Annotated in this window: 14 protein-coding genes; all 14 read left to right on the top strand. The window is 65.5% G+C overall.

Features of this window, described 5'->3' with window-relative positions:
* The first annotated feature begins 379 nt into the window (after window positions 1-379).
* The 14 genes from gatC to dksA all read left to right on the top strand — a co-directional run bounded on the left by gatC (window position 380) and on the right by dksA (window position 14,261).
* Window positions 380-679 carry an Asp-tRNA(Asn)/Glu-tRNA(Gln) amidotransferase subunit GatC gene (gatC, locus tag BG83_RS0112560; RefSeq protein WP_024977057.1) on the top strand — a complete coding sequence of 100 codons (300 nt, stop codon included), beginning with the start codon at window positions 380-382 and terminating at the stop codon, window positions 677-679.
* Between the two features lie 88 nt (window positions 680-767).
* A complete protein-coding gene (gene gatA, locus BG83_RS0112555) occupies window positions 768-2,267 on the top strand; it encodes an Asp-tRNA(Asn)/Glu-tRNA(Gln) amidotransferase subunit GatA (protein WP_024977056.1) in 1,500 nt (499 codons plus the stop codon).
* Window positions 2,268-2,306: 39 nt separating this feature from the next.
* Window positions 2,307-2,789, top strand: coding sequence for a hypothetical protein (locus tag BG83_RS0112550; RefSeq protein ID WP_024977055.1), 483 nt, complete (start codon window positions 2,307-2,309; stop codon window positions 2,787-2,789).
* Window positions 2,789-3,751, top strand: coding sequence for a dienelactone hydrolase family protein (locus BG83_RS0112545; protein ID WP_024977054.1), 963 nt, complete (start codon window positions 2,789-2,791; stop codon window positions 3,749-3,751). The genes BG83_RS0112550 and BG83_RS0112545 overlap by 1 nt, the downstream gene beginning before the upstream one ends.
* A gap of 76 nt (window positions 3,752-3,827) precedes the next feature.
* Window positions 3,828-5,294, top strand: coding sequence for an Asp-tRNA(Asn)/Glu-tRNA(Gln) amidotransferase subunit GatB (gene gatB, locus BG83_RS0112540; RefSeq protein ID WP_024977053.1), 1,467 nt, complete (start codon window positions 3,828-3,830; stop codon window positions 5,292-5,294).
* Between the two features lie 14 nt (window positions 5,295-5,308).
* The gene (locus tag BG83_RS0112535; RefSeq protein ID WP_024977052.1) at window positions 5,309-5,995 is read left to right on the top strand and encodes a DUF484 family protein; all 687 of its coding nucleotides are present in this window, start codon (window positions 5,309-5,311) and stop codon (window positions 5,993-5,995) included.
* Between the two features lie 14 nt (window positions 5,996-6,009).
* The gene (gene xerC / locus BG83_RS0112530) at window positions 6,010-6,996 is read left to right on the top strand and encodes a tyrosine recombinase XerC (protein WP_024977051.1); all 987 of its coding nucleotides are present in this window, start codon (window positions 6,010-6,012) and stop codon (window positions 6,994-6,996) included.
* 36 nt (window positions 6,997-7,032) lie between these two features.
* On the top strand, window positions 7,033-8,226 hold the full coding sequence (locus BG83_RS0112525) for a class I SAM-dependent rRNA methyltransferase (RefSeq protein ID WP_024977050.1): 1,194 nt from the start codon (window positions 7,033-7,035) through the stop codon (window positions 8,224-8,226).
* Window positions 8,227-8,304: 78 nt separating this feature from the next.
* A complete protein-coding gene (locus BG83_RS0112520) occupies window positions 8,305-8,823 on the top strand; it encodes a metal-dependent hydrolase (protein WP_024977049.1) in 519 nt (172 codons plus the stop codon).
* Between the two features lie 131 nt (window positions 8,824-8,954).
* Complete coding sequence (locus tag BG83_RS0112515) at window positions 8,955-10,481, top strand: FAD-dependent oxidoreductase (protein ID WP_024977048.1); 1,527 nt, start codon at window positions 8,955-8,957, stop codon at window positions 10,479-10,481.
* Window positions 10,482-10,493: 12 nt separating this feature from the next.
* On the top strand, window positions 10,494-11,732 hold the full coding sequence (locus BG83_RS0112510) for a lactonase family protein (RefSeq protein ID WP_024977047.1): 1,239 nt from the start codon (window positions 10,494-10,496) through the stop codon (window positions 11,730-11,732).
* 96 nt (window positions 11,733-11,828) lie between these two features.
* Window positions 11,829-12,356, top strand: coding sequence for a Fur family transcriptional regulator (locus BG83_RS0112505; RefSeq protein WP_024977046.1), 528 nt, complete (start codon window positions 11,829-11,831; stop codon window positions 12,354-12,356).
* The gene (locus BG83_RS0112500) at window positions 12,344-13,420 is read left to right on the top strand and encodes a CobW family GTP-binding protein (protein WP_024977045.1); all 1,077 of its coding nucleotides are present in this window, start codon (window positions 12,344-12,346) and stop codon (window positions 13,418-13,420) included. Before BG83_RS0112505 ends, BG83_RS0112500 begins: the two co-directional genes overlap by 13 nt.
* Window positions 13,421-13,841: 421 nt before the next feature.
* On the top strand, window positions 13,842-14,261 hold the full coding sequence (gene dksA, locus BG83_RS0112495; protein WP_024977044.1) for an RNA polymerase-binding protein DksA: 420 nt from the start codon (window positions 13,842-13,844) through the stop codon (window positions 14,259-14,261).
* The last annotated feature ends 85 nt before the right edge of the window (window positions 14,262-14,346 follow it).

Here is a 14,346-nt window from a genome sequence, read left to right as displayed (position 1 = left end):
GGAATGTCGCGGGCTCCGTGGTGATCGACGGTGGGGTGCCGTGGCACTGACCATCCTGCCGAGGCTGGGCCGCCCGGAGAGGGGGCCCCCAAGGAACCTTTGATTAAGTGTCGCCTGATGCTGACGGTGCGACTGCCGGGAGGTTCCCGGGGTACTTAATCAGAGGGTCCGTGACTGCACGAAGTCGCCTGCTGACTTAGAAATTTAGTCGGCAATCATACCTTATAATTCGGGCACTCTGCGGGTATTCGGCGGGCGTTTGGCGCCAAAATTGCGGCAAATCGGCGCTGTCGGGGCCCAACCTGGGCGCCCCTTGCGCGCAGTAGCCGTCGCTTGTCGTACGTTGCCCGCCCGCCGCTGCACTCACTGACCCATTCCGATGGCACTCGAACTCTCCGACGTCAAACGCATCGCCCACCTCGCCCGTATCGAAGTCTCCGAAGGCGAGGCCGCGCAGACCCTCACCCAGCTCAACCAGTTTTTCTCGCTGGTCGAGCAGATGCAGGCCGTGGACACCACCGGCATTGAGCCGATGGCCCACCCGATCGAGCAAGTTCAGGCGCAAGCACAGCGCCTGCGCGACGATGCCGTCACCGAGGCCGACCGCCGCGCGGACTACCAGCGATGCGCGCCGGCCACCGAAGCAGGCCTGTACCTCGTGCCCAAGGTGATCGAGTAATCCGCGTAAACGGCGCTCCCGCGCCTGCCTTGAGCCCACTCCATTCGACGTCGCCGGCGCTTGCCGGCAGCCCATCCGAACGTATTCGATGACCGCATCCACGATCAAAGCCCTGTCCGCCCAACTCGCCGCCAAGGAGGTTTCGGCGGAGGAACTGGCGCGCCATTACCTGTCGCGCATCGAGGCCGGGGCGCACCTCAACGCCTTTACCCACGTCGACGCCGAGGCAACGCTTGCCCAGGCCCGGGCCGCCGACGCGCGCATCGCAGCCGGTAACGGGGCGCCGCTGACCGGCGTGCCGATTGCGCACAAGGACGTGTTCGTCACGCGCGGCTGGCGCGCCACGGCGGGCTCCAAGATGCTCGGCAATTACACCAGCCCGTTTGACGCCACCGTCGTCGAGCGCCTGGGCGCGGCCGGCATGGTGACGTTGGGCAAGACCAACATGGACGAGTTTGCGATGGGCTCGTCCAATGAGAACTCGGCCTTCGGCGCGGTCAAAAACCCCTGGAACGTCGAGCACGTGCCGGGCGGCTCGTCGGGTGGCTCGGCGGCGGCGGTGGCGGCCGATCTGGCGCCCGCTGCAACGGGAACGGACACGGGCGGCTCGATCCGCCAGCCGGCATCGTTCTCGGGCATCACGGGCATCAAGCCGACGTACGGCCGTGTGTCGCGCTACGGCATGATCGCCTTTGCCTCGTCGCTGGATCAGGGAGGCCCGATGGCGCGCACGGCCGAAGATTGTGCGCTGCTGCTGTCTGCCATGGCTGGCTTCGACCCGCGCGATTCCACCAGTCTGGAACCCGGCCGCGGTGGCGACGTGGAAGACTTCGGCCGCCTGCTCGGCCAGCCGCTGCAAGGCGCCGATGCTGCGCGCCCGCTGGCCGGCCTGCGCATTGGTCTGCCCAAGGAGTATTTTGGCGAAGGCTTGGCCGAAGACGTGCGCACCACGGTGCGCGCCGCGCTGGCCGAGCTGGAAAAGCTCGGCGCCACGCTGGTCGATATCAGCCTGCCGAAGACCGAACTGTCGATCCCAACGTACTACGTGATCGCCCCGGCCGAGGCGTCGTCCAACCTGTCGCGCTTTGACGGTGTGCGTTACGGCCACCGCGCGGCGGAATACCGCGATCTGGCCGACATGTATCGAAAGTCCCGCGCCGAAGGGTTTGGCTGGGAGGTCAAGCGCCGCATCCTGGTGGGCGCCTATGTGCTGTCCCACGGGTATTACGACGCCTATTACCTCCAGGCGCAGAAGATCCGCCGCATCATCGCGCAGGATTTCCAGAACGTGCTGGCCGGTGCCAATCGCCAATGCGACGTGATCATGGGGCCGGTTGCCCCGACTGTCGCCTGGAAACTGGGCGAGAAGACGAGCGACCCCGTGCAGATGTACCTGGCCGACATCTTCACGCTGTCGACCAGCCTGGCTGGCCTGCCGGGCATGAGCGTGCCGGCCGGTTTCGGCGCCAACGGTTTGCCGGTTGGCTTGCAGATCATCGGCAACTATTTTGAAGAGGCACGCATGCTGCAGATTGCGCATGCGTTCCAGCAGGCGACCGACTGGCACAACCGCCAGCCGGCGGCCTGAGGCCCGTTCCGACGTACCCGCTCCGCGCAGGAGGCACGCATGAACCACCGCATCCGCACTGCACTCGGGCTGGCGCTTGCCGCCGGCCTGCTGGCGGCGTGCGTGCCGATTCCGCTGCCGTCCATTCCGGGCATCAGCCGCCCGTCGAAGCCGCCGCCGATCTCCGACCGCCGCATCGACATCAACGGCTACTGCAACCAGACCGAGGAAGACGGCTTCCGCGAGCAGGCGACGCTCACCGTGGCCGACAACAACGTCAGCGCCATGCAATGGCAGTTGTGGGTCGGCCGGCGCGGTTCGTGTCAGTTCGACCTGTCGACGTTCCAGCAGACCAAGCGCCGCCCCAGCATCGAGCTGCGCGAGCGCTACGGCAAGTGCACGCTGATGGTTTGGCAGGACCCACGCCGCGTCACGCTGGCACACGCCAACTGCGAAGCGCATTGCACGCCCGGCATCTATGACGAAGCCTGGCCGGTGATGTTCGATCCGCAAACGGGCCAATGCGCCCGGAATGCCCGGTGATGCGTACATCGCTCCGTGTGCTGGCGGCGCTGGCAAGCGCCCTGGCGCTGCACGCCGCTGCACAACCGACGCCGGACGCCGAAGGCGCCTTGCCTGACATGCCGGCTGCGCGTGCGCCATCATCAGCAGAATTGGGCGTGCAGACGGTGGAGATTCCGCGCGCGTCGATGAAGGACGCCGAGGATGCACCGCAAACGCTGACCGCCTACTGGGTTGCATCGCCCGTCAAGGCACCTGCGACCGGCGCGCCGGTGGTGATCGCGCTGCACGGCTGCAGCGGCCTCTATACGCAGGCCGGGGCGGATGCCAAGGCGCTGGGCTCGCGGTATCGCGGGTATGCGCAGTGGCTGGGCGCGCGGGGCTATGCGGTGGTGTTTCCCGACAGCTTCGGCCCGCGCGGTAAGCCGCATGGCATCTGCACCGAACGTACTGCCACGCGCGATATCAATGGCGCGGTGCGCCGCGCCGACGTGCTGGCGACGATCCGCTGGGTAGCCGGGCAGCCGGGCGTGGATGCGCGCCGCATTGTTCTGCTGGGTTGGTCCAACGGCGCGCAGGCCGTGCTGGAGGCCGTGGATGCCAGCCGTCCCTGGCCCGTCGATGCGCCTGGGGTCAATCGCGCGGTGGCGTTTTACCCGGGCTGTGCGTCGGCGCAGAAACGGCCCGACTATCAGCTGAATGCGCCGTTGCTGCTGCTGGCCGGCGGCAACGACGACTGGACGCAGGCCGACCACTGCCAGGCGCTGCAGACTGCCGTCCTGGCCCGCCAGCCGCAGGCCCGTTTCGAGCTGGACATGTTTGGCGGCGCGTACCACGGCTTTGATGGCACGGCGCCGGTCAAGGAGCGCAACGGCATCCCGAAGGGGCGTCGCTATGGAACGGTCACGGTCGGTGGCGATCCGGCGGCGCGCGAAGCGGCGTTTGGGAAGCTCGCGGCGTGGCTCGATGCGCCGCACCCCTGATCGCAGCAACGCAAGAACACCTGAATACTGAGTACCTAGACATTCACACCACAACAATCGACAGGACACACGCAACATGCAATGGGAAGTGGTGATCGGCCTCGAGACGCACACGCAGCTCTCGACGGTCTCGAAGATTTTCTCTGGCGCCTCCACCGCCTTCGGCGCGGCGCCCAACACGCAGGCGGCGCCGGTTGACCTGGCGCTGCCGGGCGTGCTGCCGGTGCTGAATAAGGGCGCCGTCGAGCGTGCCATCGTGTTCGGTCTGGCCATCGGCGCCAAGATCGCGCCCAAGAGCATCTTTGCGCGCAAGAATTACTTCTACCCCGATCTGCCCAAGGGCTACCAGATCAGCCAGTACGAGATTCCGGTGGTGCAGGGCGGCACGCTGACCATCCAGGTGGAAGGCAAGAACGGTCAGCCCGGCTATGAGAAGACCGTGCAACTCACGCGTGCGCACCTGGAAGAAGATGCGGGCAAATCGCTGCACGAAGACTTTGCCGGCATGACTGGCATCGACTTGAACCGTGCCGGCACGCCGCTGCTGGAAATCGTGACCGAGCCCGACATGCGCAGCGCCGCCGAGGCCGTGGCCTATGCCAAGGCACTGCACGCGCTGGTGATGTGGCTGGGCATCTGCGACGGCAACATGCAGGAAGGCAGCTTCCGCTGCGACGCGAACGTGTCGGTGCGCCGGGGCCCGGACGCACCGTTCGGCACGCGCTGCGAAATCAAGAACCTCAACTCGTTCCGCTTCCTGGAAGAGGCGATCAACTACGAAGTGCGCCGCCAGATCGAGCTGATCGAAGACGGCGGCACCGTGGTGCAGGAAACGCGCCTGTACGATCCGGACCGCAAGGAAACGCGCTCGATGCGCAGCAAGGAAGACGCGCAGGATTACCGCTACTTCCCCGATCCCGACCTGCTGCCGCTCGTGATCGGCGACGACTGGGTCGAGCGCGTGCGCGCCACGTTGCCCGAACTGCCGGCCGCCATGGCTGCGCGCTTTGAATCCGCCTACGGCCTGCCGAAGTACGACGCCAGTATCCTGACCGCCACCAAGTCGACCGCTGCTTACTTCGAAGCCGTGGTGACTGATGCCGGTGCCGCGAACGCCAAGGCTGCCGCCAACTGGATCATGGGCGAGGTCGCCTCGAACCTGAACCGCGCCGATCTGGACATCGATGCTGCGCCGGTGTCGCCTGCGCAACTGGCCAAGCTGCTTGCGCGCATTGCCGACGGCACGATCAGCAACAACACCGCCAAGAAAGACGTCTTCCCCGCCATGTGGGCCGGCGAACACGGTGGCGATGCCGACGCGATCATCGCCGAGAAGGGCCTGAAGCAGATGTCGAACTCGGGCGAGCTGGAGAAGATCATCGACGACGTGCTGGCCGCCAACGCCAAGTCGGTCGAGGAATTCCGCGCCGGCAAGGAGAAGGCATTCAACGCGCTGGTCGGCCAGGCCATGAAGGCCACGCGCGGCAAGGCCAACCCCGCACAAGTCAACGAACTGCTGAAGAAGAAACTGGGCGCAGCCTGATGAGCACCTCCACGATGAACGCACAAGACGTCGCCAACTACCTGCAGGCGCATCCGGCCTTCTTTGAAGAGCACGCCGAGCTGCTGGCCGCCATCCAGCTCACCAGCCCGCATAGCCACCGTGCCGTGTCGCTGCAGGAGCGCCAGATGGAAATCCTGCGCGACAAGAACAAGCACCTCGAGCTCAAGCTGTCGGACCTGATGCGCCACGGCAACGAGAACGACCGCACGCAGCAGCGCGTGCACGCGTGGACGACGCGCCTGCTGGGCGAGGCCGACACGCATGCGTTGCCGTATGCCGTGCAGGATGGCCTGCGTGAGATTTTCGATGTGCCGGCCGTGGCGCTGCGCGTGTGGCAGGTGGGCGAAGAATTCGCGCACCTGGAAGTCGCGCAGGGCGTCAGCGAGGAAGTGCGCCTGTTTGCGGCCGGCCTGCGTGCGCCGTATTGCGGCGCCAACGCGGGCTTTGAGGCCGCCGGCTGGCTCGATACGTCGGACACTGGCGAGCCCATCGAATCGCTCGCGATTGTGACGCTGCGCGTGCCTGTGCGTGGGGACGCCGATGCCAGCGCTGCGCCGGCATTCGGACTGCTGGTGCTCGGCTCGCCGGACGCCCGCCGCTTCCATGACGGCATGGGCACGACCTACCTTGCGCAGATCGGCGAACTGGCCGCTGCCACGCTCAACCGCCTGCGTGACTGAGCGCAGACCGCCGCATGCCGCAATCTGCACCCGCTGAGGAACATGGCGCTCAGGCGCCGCATCCGCAGATTGCGGCGTACCTTGACGCCCTGAAGTTCGAGCGGCAGCTCTCGCCGCACACGCTGGAGAGCTATACCCGCGAGCTGGCCGTGCTGCAGCGCCTGGGTGCGCAGCACGCTGCCAACGTCGATCTCACGCAGCTGCAGTCGCACCATATTCGCCGCATGATGGCGCAGCTGCATGGCGATGGCTTGTCCGGCCGCAGCATTGCGCGGGCGCTGTCGGCGTGGCGCGGCTGGTTCAAGTGGATGGCGTTGCGCGATGCCGCCGTCACCGCCAACCCGGTCGACGGCGTGCGCGCGCCCAAGAGCCCGAAGCGCTTGCCGAAAGCGCTGTCCGTCGAGCAAGCCGTCGCGCTGATGGAGCAACTGCCCGGCGACGATGCCGAGACGGTTCGCGACCGCGCTGTCAACGAGCTGTTCTATTCGTGCGGGCTGCGGCTCTCCGAGCTGGTCAGCCTGGATATGCGGCACGTGAAGGCCGGCGAGTATGAATCTTCGAGCTGGCTCGACCTGGAAGCGCGCGAGGTGCAGGTGCTTGGCAAGGGCAGCAAGCGGCGCACCGTGCCGGTGGGCACCAAGGCGGCGGAGGCCCTGACCGCATGGCTGGCGGTGCGCGAGCAACTGGCCAAGCCGGACGCGGTGCCTGAAGACGCGCACGCGCTGTTTCTCTCGCCGCGCGGCAAGCGGTTGGCGCAGCGGCAGATTCAATTGCGCATGAAGCGCAACGCCATCGCGGCAGGTGTGCCGGCGGATGTGCACCCGCACGTGCTGCGGCATTCGTTTGCCACGCACATGCTGCAGTCGTCGGGCGATTTGCGTGCGGTGCAGGAACTGCTCGGCCACGCCAGCATCGCCAGCACGCAGGTTTATACTTCGCTCGATTTTCAGCACCTGGCCAAGATCTACGATCAGGCGCATCCCCGCGCGAAGAAGAAGTAGCGCTGCCCGCTTTGCCGGGCGAACCATCCCAGTCGTATGCAAACCCTGATTCTCAAGTCCGGCAAGGAGCGCTCGCTGCTGCGCCGGCACCCGTGGATTTTCGCCAACGCCATCGATCGCGTGGAGGGCAAGCCTGCCTCCGGCGCGACCGTCATCGTGCGGGCGCATAACGGCCAGTTTCTGGCGCGTGCGGCGTTCAGCCCCGTCTCGCAGATCCGCGCGCGCGCGTGGTCGTTCGACGAAGCCGAGCCCGTCGACCATGCCTTCTTCAAGCGCCGCATTGCCGCGGCAGTGGCGTACCGCCGCGCGTGGGTGCACGACACCGACGCCGTGCGCCTCGTCATGGGCGAAGCCGACGGCCTGCCCGGCTTGATCGTCGACCAGTACGGCACCGGTGAGACTGGCCAGCTCGTCTGCCAGTTCAGCGCCGCTGGCGTGGAGCACTGGAAGCAGGCGATCGTCGCCGCGCTCATCAAAGAGACGGGTTGCCCCAACGTCTACGAACGCTCCGATGTGAGCGTGCGCGAACGCGAAGGCCTGGAGCAGATGACCGGCGTGCTGGCTGGCGCCGAGCCTGCCGCAGATCTGTCTGCCACCGAGCACGGCGTGCGCTACTACGTGGATGTGCGCGAAGGTCATAAGACCGGCTTCTACGTCGACCAGCGTGACAACCGCGCACTGGTCGGCGCGCTGGCCAAGGATCGCGATGTCCTCAACTGCTTTTGCTACACCGGCGGCTTCTCGCTGGCGGCGCTCAAGGGCGGGGCGCGCTCGGTGGTGTCGATCGACTCGTCGGGCGAGGCATTGGCGGTGGCCGAGCGCAACGTTGCGCTCAACGGCTTCGATCCGGCGCGCGCCGAGTGGTTGGATGCGGACGTCTTCAAGTCACTGCGCAACTTCCGCGCAGAAGGTCGTCAATTCGACCTGATCGTGCTGGACCCGCCCAAATTTGCGGCGTCGGCGCAGCAAGTCGATCGCGCGGCACGGGCGTACAAAGAGATCAACCTGGTCGGCATGCAGTTGCTGCGCCCGGGCGGTCTGCTGTTTACGTATTCGTGCTCGGGTGCAATCGACGCAGACCTGTTTCAAAAGATCGTCGCGGGCGCCGCGGCCGATGCCAAGGTGACGGCGCGCATCCAGCGCCGGCTTGCTGGCGGTGTGGACCATCCGCTGCTGACGAGCTTCCCGGAAGGCGAATACCTGAAGGGGCTGCTGCTCCAGATCGGCTAGCAATTTGTCGCAATTTTTGGCTTGTCCCGGCAAGCCTCCATTGCGAAGATGCGGTCCTTCGTCTTCCGCATCACGTGCATGGCTTCCAATGCTGCCCATCACGCAACGGGCTGGGCGGCAGGTCTGATTGCCGCCACCGCCGTCGCACAGGCTTCCCATACGTCTCTCGAACATCTCGGCAGCATCCTGGCGTTTTGCGCGGCGGTTGCCGGCAGCACTGCGCCTGACTGGATGGAGGTCGCCTGGTGGACGCGTGCACGCCGCCTCTGGATCACACACCGCACCGCCACCCACTGGGGCATTGGCTGGGTGGCCGTGCTTGTTCTGTCGTACCAGGCGCTGGGCCACGGCCATCTGTGGGCACCGCTGCTGTTCGGCTTCGCCTGCGGCGGGCTGATGCACCTGCTGGCGGACTGGCCCAATCCGTTGGGCGTGCCCTGGATCTGGGGGCGCCATTCCCTGAACTTGTGGAAGAGCGGCCGCTGCGATCTGATCGTGGTGATCCTGGCGTGGGCCGCGGCATGCTGGCTAGTACGGCCGCTATGGGCCGCGACGGCAACCCGGGTGGTTGAATGGCTCGCCCACCAGGCGCGATGAGCCGGTCGACCGGCATTGTCTGATGGAAGCCGGGCCCGCGAACGACTAAGTTGGAACCGCCGGACGCCGTGCGTCCGAACCCAACTTCGTTTGCGCAACGCTTGCGCAAACGCCCTCACCGGGAGTCGTCGATGACACTGGATGTGACGCGCCAAGACCCTCGCTACAACACGCTCAAACATGGCTTCAACCTGCGCTGGCCGGCGACGGATGCGCAGGCCGCCAGCCGCATCGCCCTCATTGAAAAGGCCGACGATGTGGTGCCCGCCGTGCAGCGCATCATCAACGCGGGTCAGCGCCCGACGGTGCGCAGTGGCGGGCATTGCTATGAGGATTTCGTCTCCAACAACCCGGACGGCACGATCGTCGATTTGAGCTTGCTCGCCACGCCCGAGGTGCACGCCGATGGCACGGTGCGCATTCCGGCCGGCACGCAGAACTGGAACGGTTACCTGGAGCTGTACAAGCGCCACAACGTGACGCTGCCTGGTGGCTCGTGCTATTCGGTGGGTGCTGGCGGGCATATCTGCGGCGGCGGCTATGGGTTGCTCTCACGGCTGCAAGGGCTGACGGTGGATTGGCTCTCGGCCGTTGACATCGTCACGGTGGACAAGACCGGCAAGGCGGCTGCCCGCACGGTGGATGCAGCGCACGATCCCGATCTGTTCCGTGCCTGCCGTGGCGCTGGCGGCGGCAACTTCGGCGTCATCACCGGCTACACGTTCGCCAAGCTGCCCGCGGCACCGCAGGAAGTTGCGCTCGCAACCGTGGCCTTCGACTGGGCCACCATGACGCCGCAGCGCTTTGCAGAACTGCTGCGCATCTACGGCGAATACTGGGAGACGCGCGGCAAGGATCCGGACACGTGGGGCATGTTTTCGCTGCTCAAGCTCACGCACAAATCGTCGGGGCAGATCGTCCTGCTCACGCAGTTCTGCAACCCCGACGGCACGTGCCGCGATCTCTCTGTCCTCAATGATTTTCTGAACCGCTTCCAGGCCTGCGCGCCCACCCCGGTCAAAGGGCGGCCGCCCGGCTACGGCCCCGCGCACAAGCAGGGCGTGGGGCAGCTGCTCTGCTCCAAGCCGCACACCATCGTGCAGTACGACTGGCTGACGGCCACGCAGTATCTGAACGGCTCGGGCGCCAATCAGCGCGGCAAGTACAAGTCGGCTTATATGAAACGCGGCTTCACGGCGCGCGAGGCGCAGCGCATCTATACGCACCTCACGCGGACGATGCCGGGCGTCGATCTGAGCCAGTCGCTGCTGCAAGTCGATTCGTACGGGGGCGCCGTCAACAAGGCCGAGCGCATTGGCGATACGGCTGTGCCGCAGCGGGCGTCGATCATGAAGCTGCAGTACCAGACGTATTGGACGTCTGCCGCCGATGACGCCGGTCACCTGCGCTGGATCAGCGATTTCTACCGCGACGTCTACGGCGCGCCCGATGTGCCCGCGCCGCACAGCGGCACGCCGTACCCCGGTGACCGGTACGAGGGCTGCTACATCAACTACCCCGACGTCGACATGCTGGCCTACCCGTTTTGGCCGCAGCTCTACTACGGCAGCGGCGACCTGTACGCGTTTCTGCAGGATGTGAAGCACCGGTATGATCCGAACAACATCTTCCACCACGCGATGTCCGTGCGTGTTTGATGGAGCCATCCCATGACCAATCGTCTTCGTCGAACTTTCATGCAGTGGACTAGTAGCTTGCCTTTGCTGGGCGCTCTTCCCAAAACCGTCATGGCCCAGGCGGGCGAGCAACCGGCTGCGTCAGGTGTGCAGCCTGTGGGCAATGCGCGCCCTCCCCGTTTCGCCTATGTCGGCACCTACACGTTCAACGCACCGGGCGGCACTGCCGGCGGCCCGGCTGCTCGCGGCATCTACGTGCTGGCGCCGCGCGGCGATGCGTGGACGCAGGTGCAGGTGGTCGAAAGTGCCAATCCGTCGTTCCTGGCCGTGCACCCGAATCAGCGGTTCCTGTACGCCATCAATGAACTGGAGGTCTACGAGGGCCGCCCAAACGGCAGCGCCGAGGCCTATGCAATTGACCTGCACGACGGCAAGCTGACGCTGTTGAATCGTCAGCCGCTGTCGCTATCGGGCACCAACCCCGCGCATGTGGTCGTGTCGCCGGACGGGAAGCACCTGTGCGTGTCGATCTACAGCGGTGGCGCGTACAACCTCCTGCCGATCGGCGAGGACGGCAAGCTTGGCACCGTATCGGGCATCTTCAAGGACACCGGCTCCGGCCCCCGCCCCGAACAGGAAGCGCCGCATGCGCACATGATGTTGTTCGACACCACCGGCCAGCACGTGATCGGCACCGACCTGGGCACCGATCGCATCAACGTGTTCGCCATCGAGGGCGGCAAGCTTGCTCCACGGGATCGTGCGCAGCTCAAGCCCGGCAGCGGCCCGCGGCACTTGGCGCTGCATCCGCAAGGCAAGCTGCTCTACGTTATCAACGAACTTGAGGGCTCGGTCGCCTGCCACGGTTACGACCCCGCCACCGGCCACGTGCAGGAAGAGCGCCAACGCATCTCGACCACCCCTGCCGACTACACCGGCCAGAAGAGCGGCGCCGAGCTGCTGATGCATCCGTCGGGGCGCTTCCTCTACGCCAGCAACCGGAAGCTGAAGTCCGACCACCCGCTGGCCGACAGCGTGGCCGCATTCAGCATTGACGCCTCCGGCAAGCTCGCGCCGCTTCAGTACTGGAGCGAAGGTGTGCACTTCCCGCGCGCGATGACGATGGCGCCCGACGGCAGCTATGTCTACGTGCTCAACCAGAAGGGCGACACCATCCTGCGGCTGCGCATCGACGGTCAGACCGGCAAGCTGGACCAGCCCGTGGTGGTGGCGAAGGTGCCGACGCCCGTGTGTCTGATGTTTGCGGCGTAAGCGGCAACGAAGCGCGAAAAGAAACCCTGGGCGGCGCAAGGCCGCCCAATTGCAACTCAATTGCAGCAACCCGCGCCCCGTGGGACAATCCCGCGCATGAACAGCCGGACCCCGCGCGACGATCTCGTCACTCCGCAATCCCATTCGCCTGAAGAGGCTGCCCGGGCACGCCTGCGCGGCCTGGGTAGCCGTGTGACCGAGCCCCGCGTGCGCGTGCTGGCCGTGCTGATGCAGGGCGCCGATCCGCTCTCGCACCAGGCCGTGTGCGACGCGCTGCCGGACGACTCGGGCATCGACCGTGTGACGGTCTACCGCGTGCTCGACTGGCTCGTGGCCGGCGGCATCGTCCACAAGACGGCGGGGGCGGATCGTGTCTTCCGCTTCAGCCTGGCCGAGCACGACGCCGCGCGCGAAGCGGCGCACCGCTCGCACAGCCACTTCCACTGCACGCAATGCGGGCGCGACTTCTGCCTGGAGGGCGCCGAGCCGCCGGCCATGCCGAAGGCTGGCCTGCCCGCCGGCTTCGCGGCCGACCATGCTGAACTCACCATCAAGGGCGCTTGCGCGGATTGCGCGCATCTGGCGGCCCATCACAAGACAGGAAACGCACCATGTCAAAAATGATCCCGGTCACCATCCTGACGGGCTTTCTCGGCAGCGGTAAGACCACGCTGCTCAAGCGCATCCTGACCGAACAGCACGGCATGAAGATCGCCGTGATCGAAAACGAGTTCGGCGAAGAAAACATCGACAACGACATCCTCGTGCAGGAGGGCAACGAGCAGATCGTGCAGATGAGCAACGGCTGCATTTGCTGCACGATCCGTGGTGACCTGGTGAAGGGGTTGTCCGACCTGCTCACGCGCCGCGACAACGGCCAGATCCAGTTTGACCGCGTGGTCATCGAGACCACCGGTGTTGCCAACCCCGGCCCCGTCGCGCAGACGTTCTTCATGGACGATGAGATCGCCAGCCGCTATCTGCTGGACGCGGTCATCACGCTGGTCGACGCCAAGCACGGCAACATGCAGCTCGACAAGCAGGAAGAAGCGCAGCGCCAGGTGGGCTTTGCCGACGCCATCTTCATCACCAAGAGCGATCTGGTATCCGCCGACGATGTGGACGCACTGCGCCACCGCCTGCTGCACATGAACCCGCGCGCCCCGATCCGCACCGCCAATTTTGGTGAGACGCCGATCGACACCATTTTCGACCTGCGCGGCTTCAACCTGAACGCCAAGCTGGAGATCGATCCCGATTTCCTGCGCGAAGACGATCATGACCACCAGCACGATCATGATCACGACCACGCTTGCTCGGCAGACTGCGATCACGATCATGGCCATCACCATGGCCACGGTCATCACCATCACCACGGCCATGCTCACCACACGGACCGCATCGCCTCGTTCGTCTTCCGCAGCGAACGGCCGTTCAATTACACCAAGCTGGAGGAATTCCTCTCGGGCGTGCTGAATATCTACGGCGAGAAGCTGCTGCGCTACAAGGGCGTGCTGTATATGGAAGGCGTCGACCGCAAGGTCGTGTTTCAGGGCGTGCACCAGCTCATGGGCAGCGACGTGGGGGGCAAATGGGACGGCGAGACCCCTTCCAACCGGATGGTGTTCATCGGCGTAGACCTGCCGCGCGAAACGATTCTGAAAGGATTGGAGAACTGCCTGGCCTGATTCGGGCGCTTTTCGCCTCCATTTGGGTGGCCCCGCCGCGCGCTTTCAGGCAGAATCCGGGCCGGATTTCCTGTCCGTGTTTCTCCGATAGTTCAGTTAATATCGTTCAGCTACAATAGGTCGATTTAGAAGCACGTCGTCCGAAGCACGTCCGGTAGGAGAGCAGGCGATGGTGACTAAGACCAAGGAAGGACACGGCGCCAACGGTGGTGCCGGGCGGTCCGTAATGGAGTCGGCAGCAGCCCAGGCTGCGCCAGCCACCCGTAGAAAAGCGGCAGGGGGCGCCGCTGCGGGAGAGGCAAAAGGAGGCGCGCGGGGCGGCAAGTCCGCCGCCAGCCAGAACAAGTCCGGTGCATCCCCGCGCAAGGACGACGCGATAGCCGAGACGGCGCGCGATTTACCAGGATCATCTGCAGCAACCATGAGCAGCAAGAAACTACTCACCGAAGCCGAAATCCTGAAGATGAGCGACAAGGATTACATGAACGAGGCGCAGCTCGCCTTCTTCAAAGACCGGCTTGTAAAAATGCGCGATGAAATTCTCGCGAACGCCAACCAGACCACCGAGCACCTGCGCGAGACTGTGATCGTGCCGGACCCGGCTGACCGTGCCACCATCGAGGAAGAGCACGCGCTGGAGCTGCGCACGCGCGATCGTGAGCGCAAGCTGCTCAAGAAGGTCGAACAGTCGATTGCGCGCATCGATGCCAACGACTACGGCTACTGCGACGAAACCGGCGAGCCGATCGGCATTCCGCGCTTGCTTGCTCGCCCGACGGCCACCCTGACGCTGGAGGCGCAAGAGCGCCGCGAAAAGCGCCAGAAGCTGATGGGTGACTGACGCGCGCGTCGCATTCGGTTGAATTTGCAGCCCGGTAACTCACCGGGCTGTTTGCTTTGTTGGGCCACAAACTGAGGCCACTGAT

This window comes from Ralstonia pickettii, from assembly GCF_000607165.1.
Taxonomy (GTDB): Bacteria; Pseudomonadota; Gammaproteobacteria; order Burkholderiales; family Burkholderiaceae; genus Ralstonia; species Ralstonia holmesii.
Note: the sequence above shows the minus strand (reverse complement) of the source record. Positions and strands in the feature narration are given on the sequence as shown.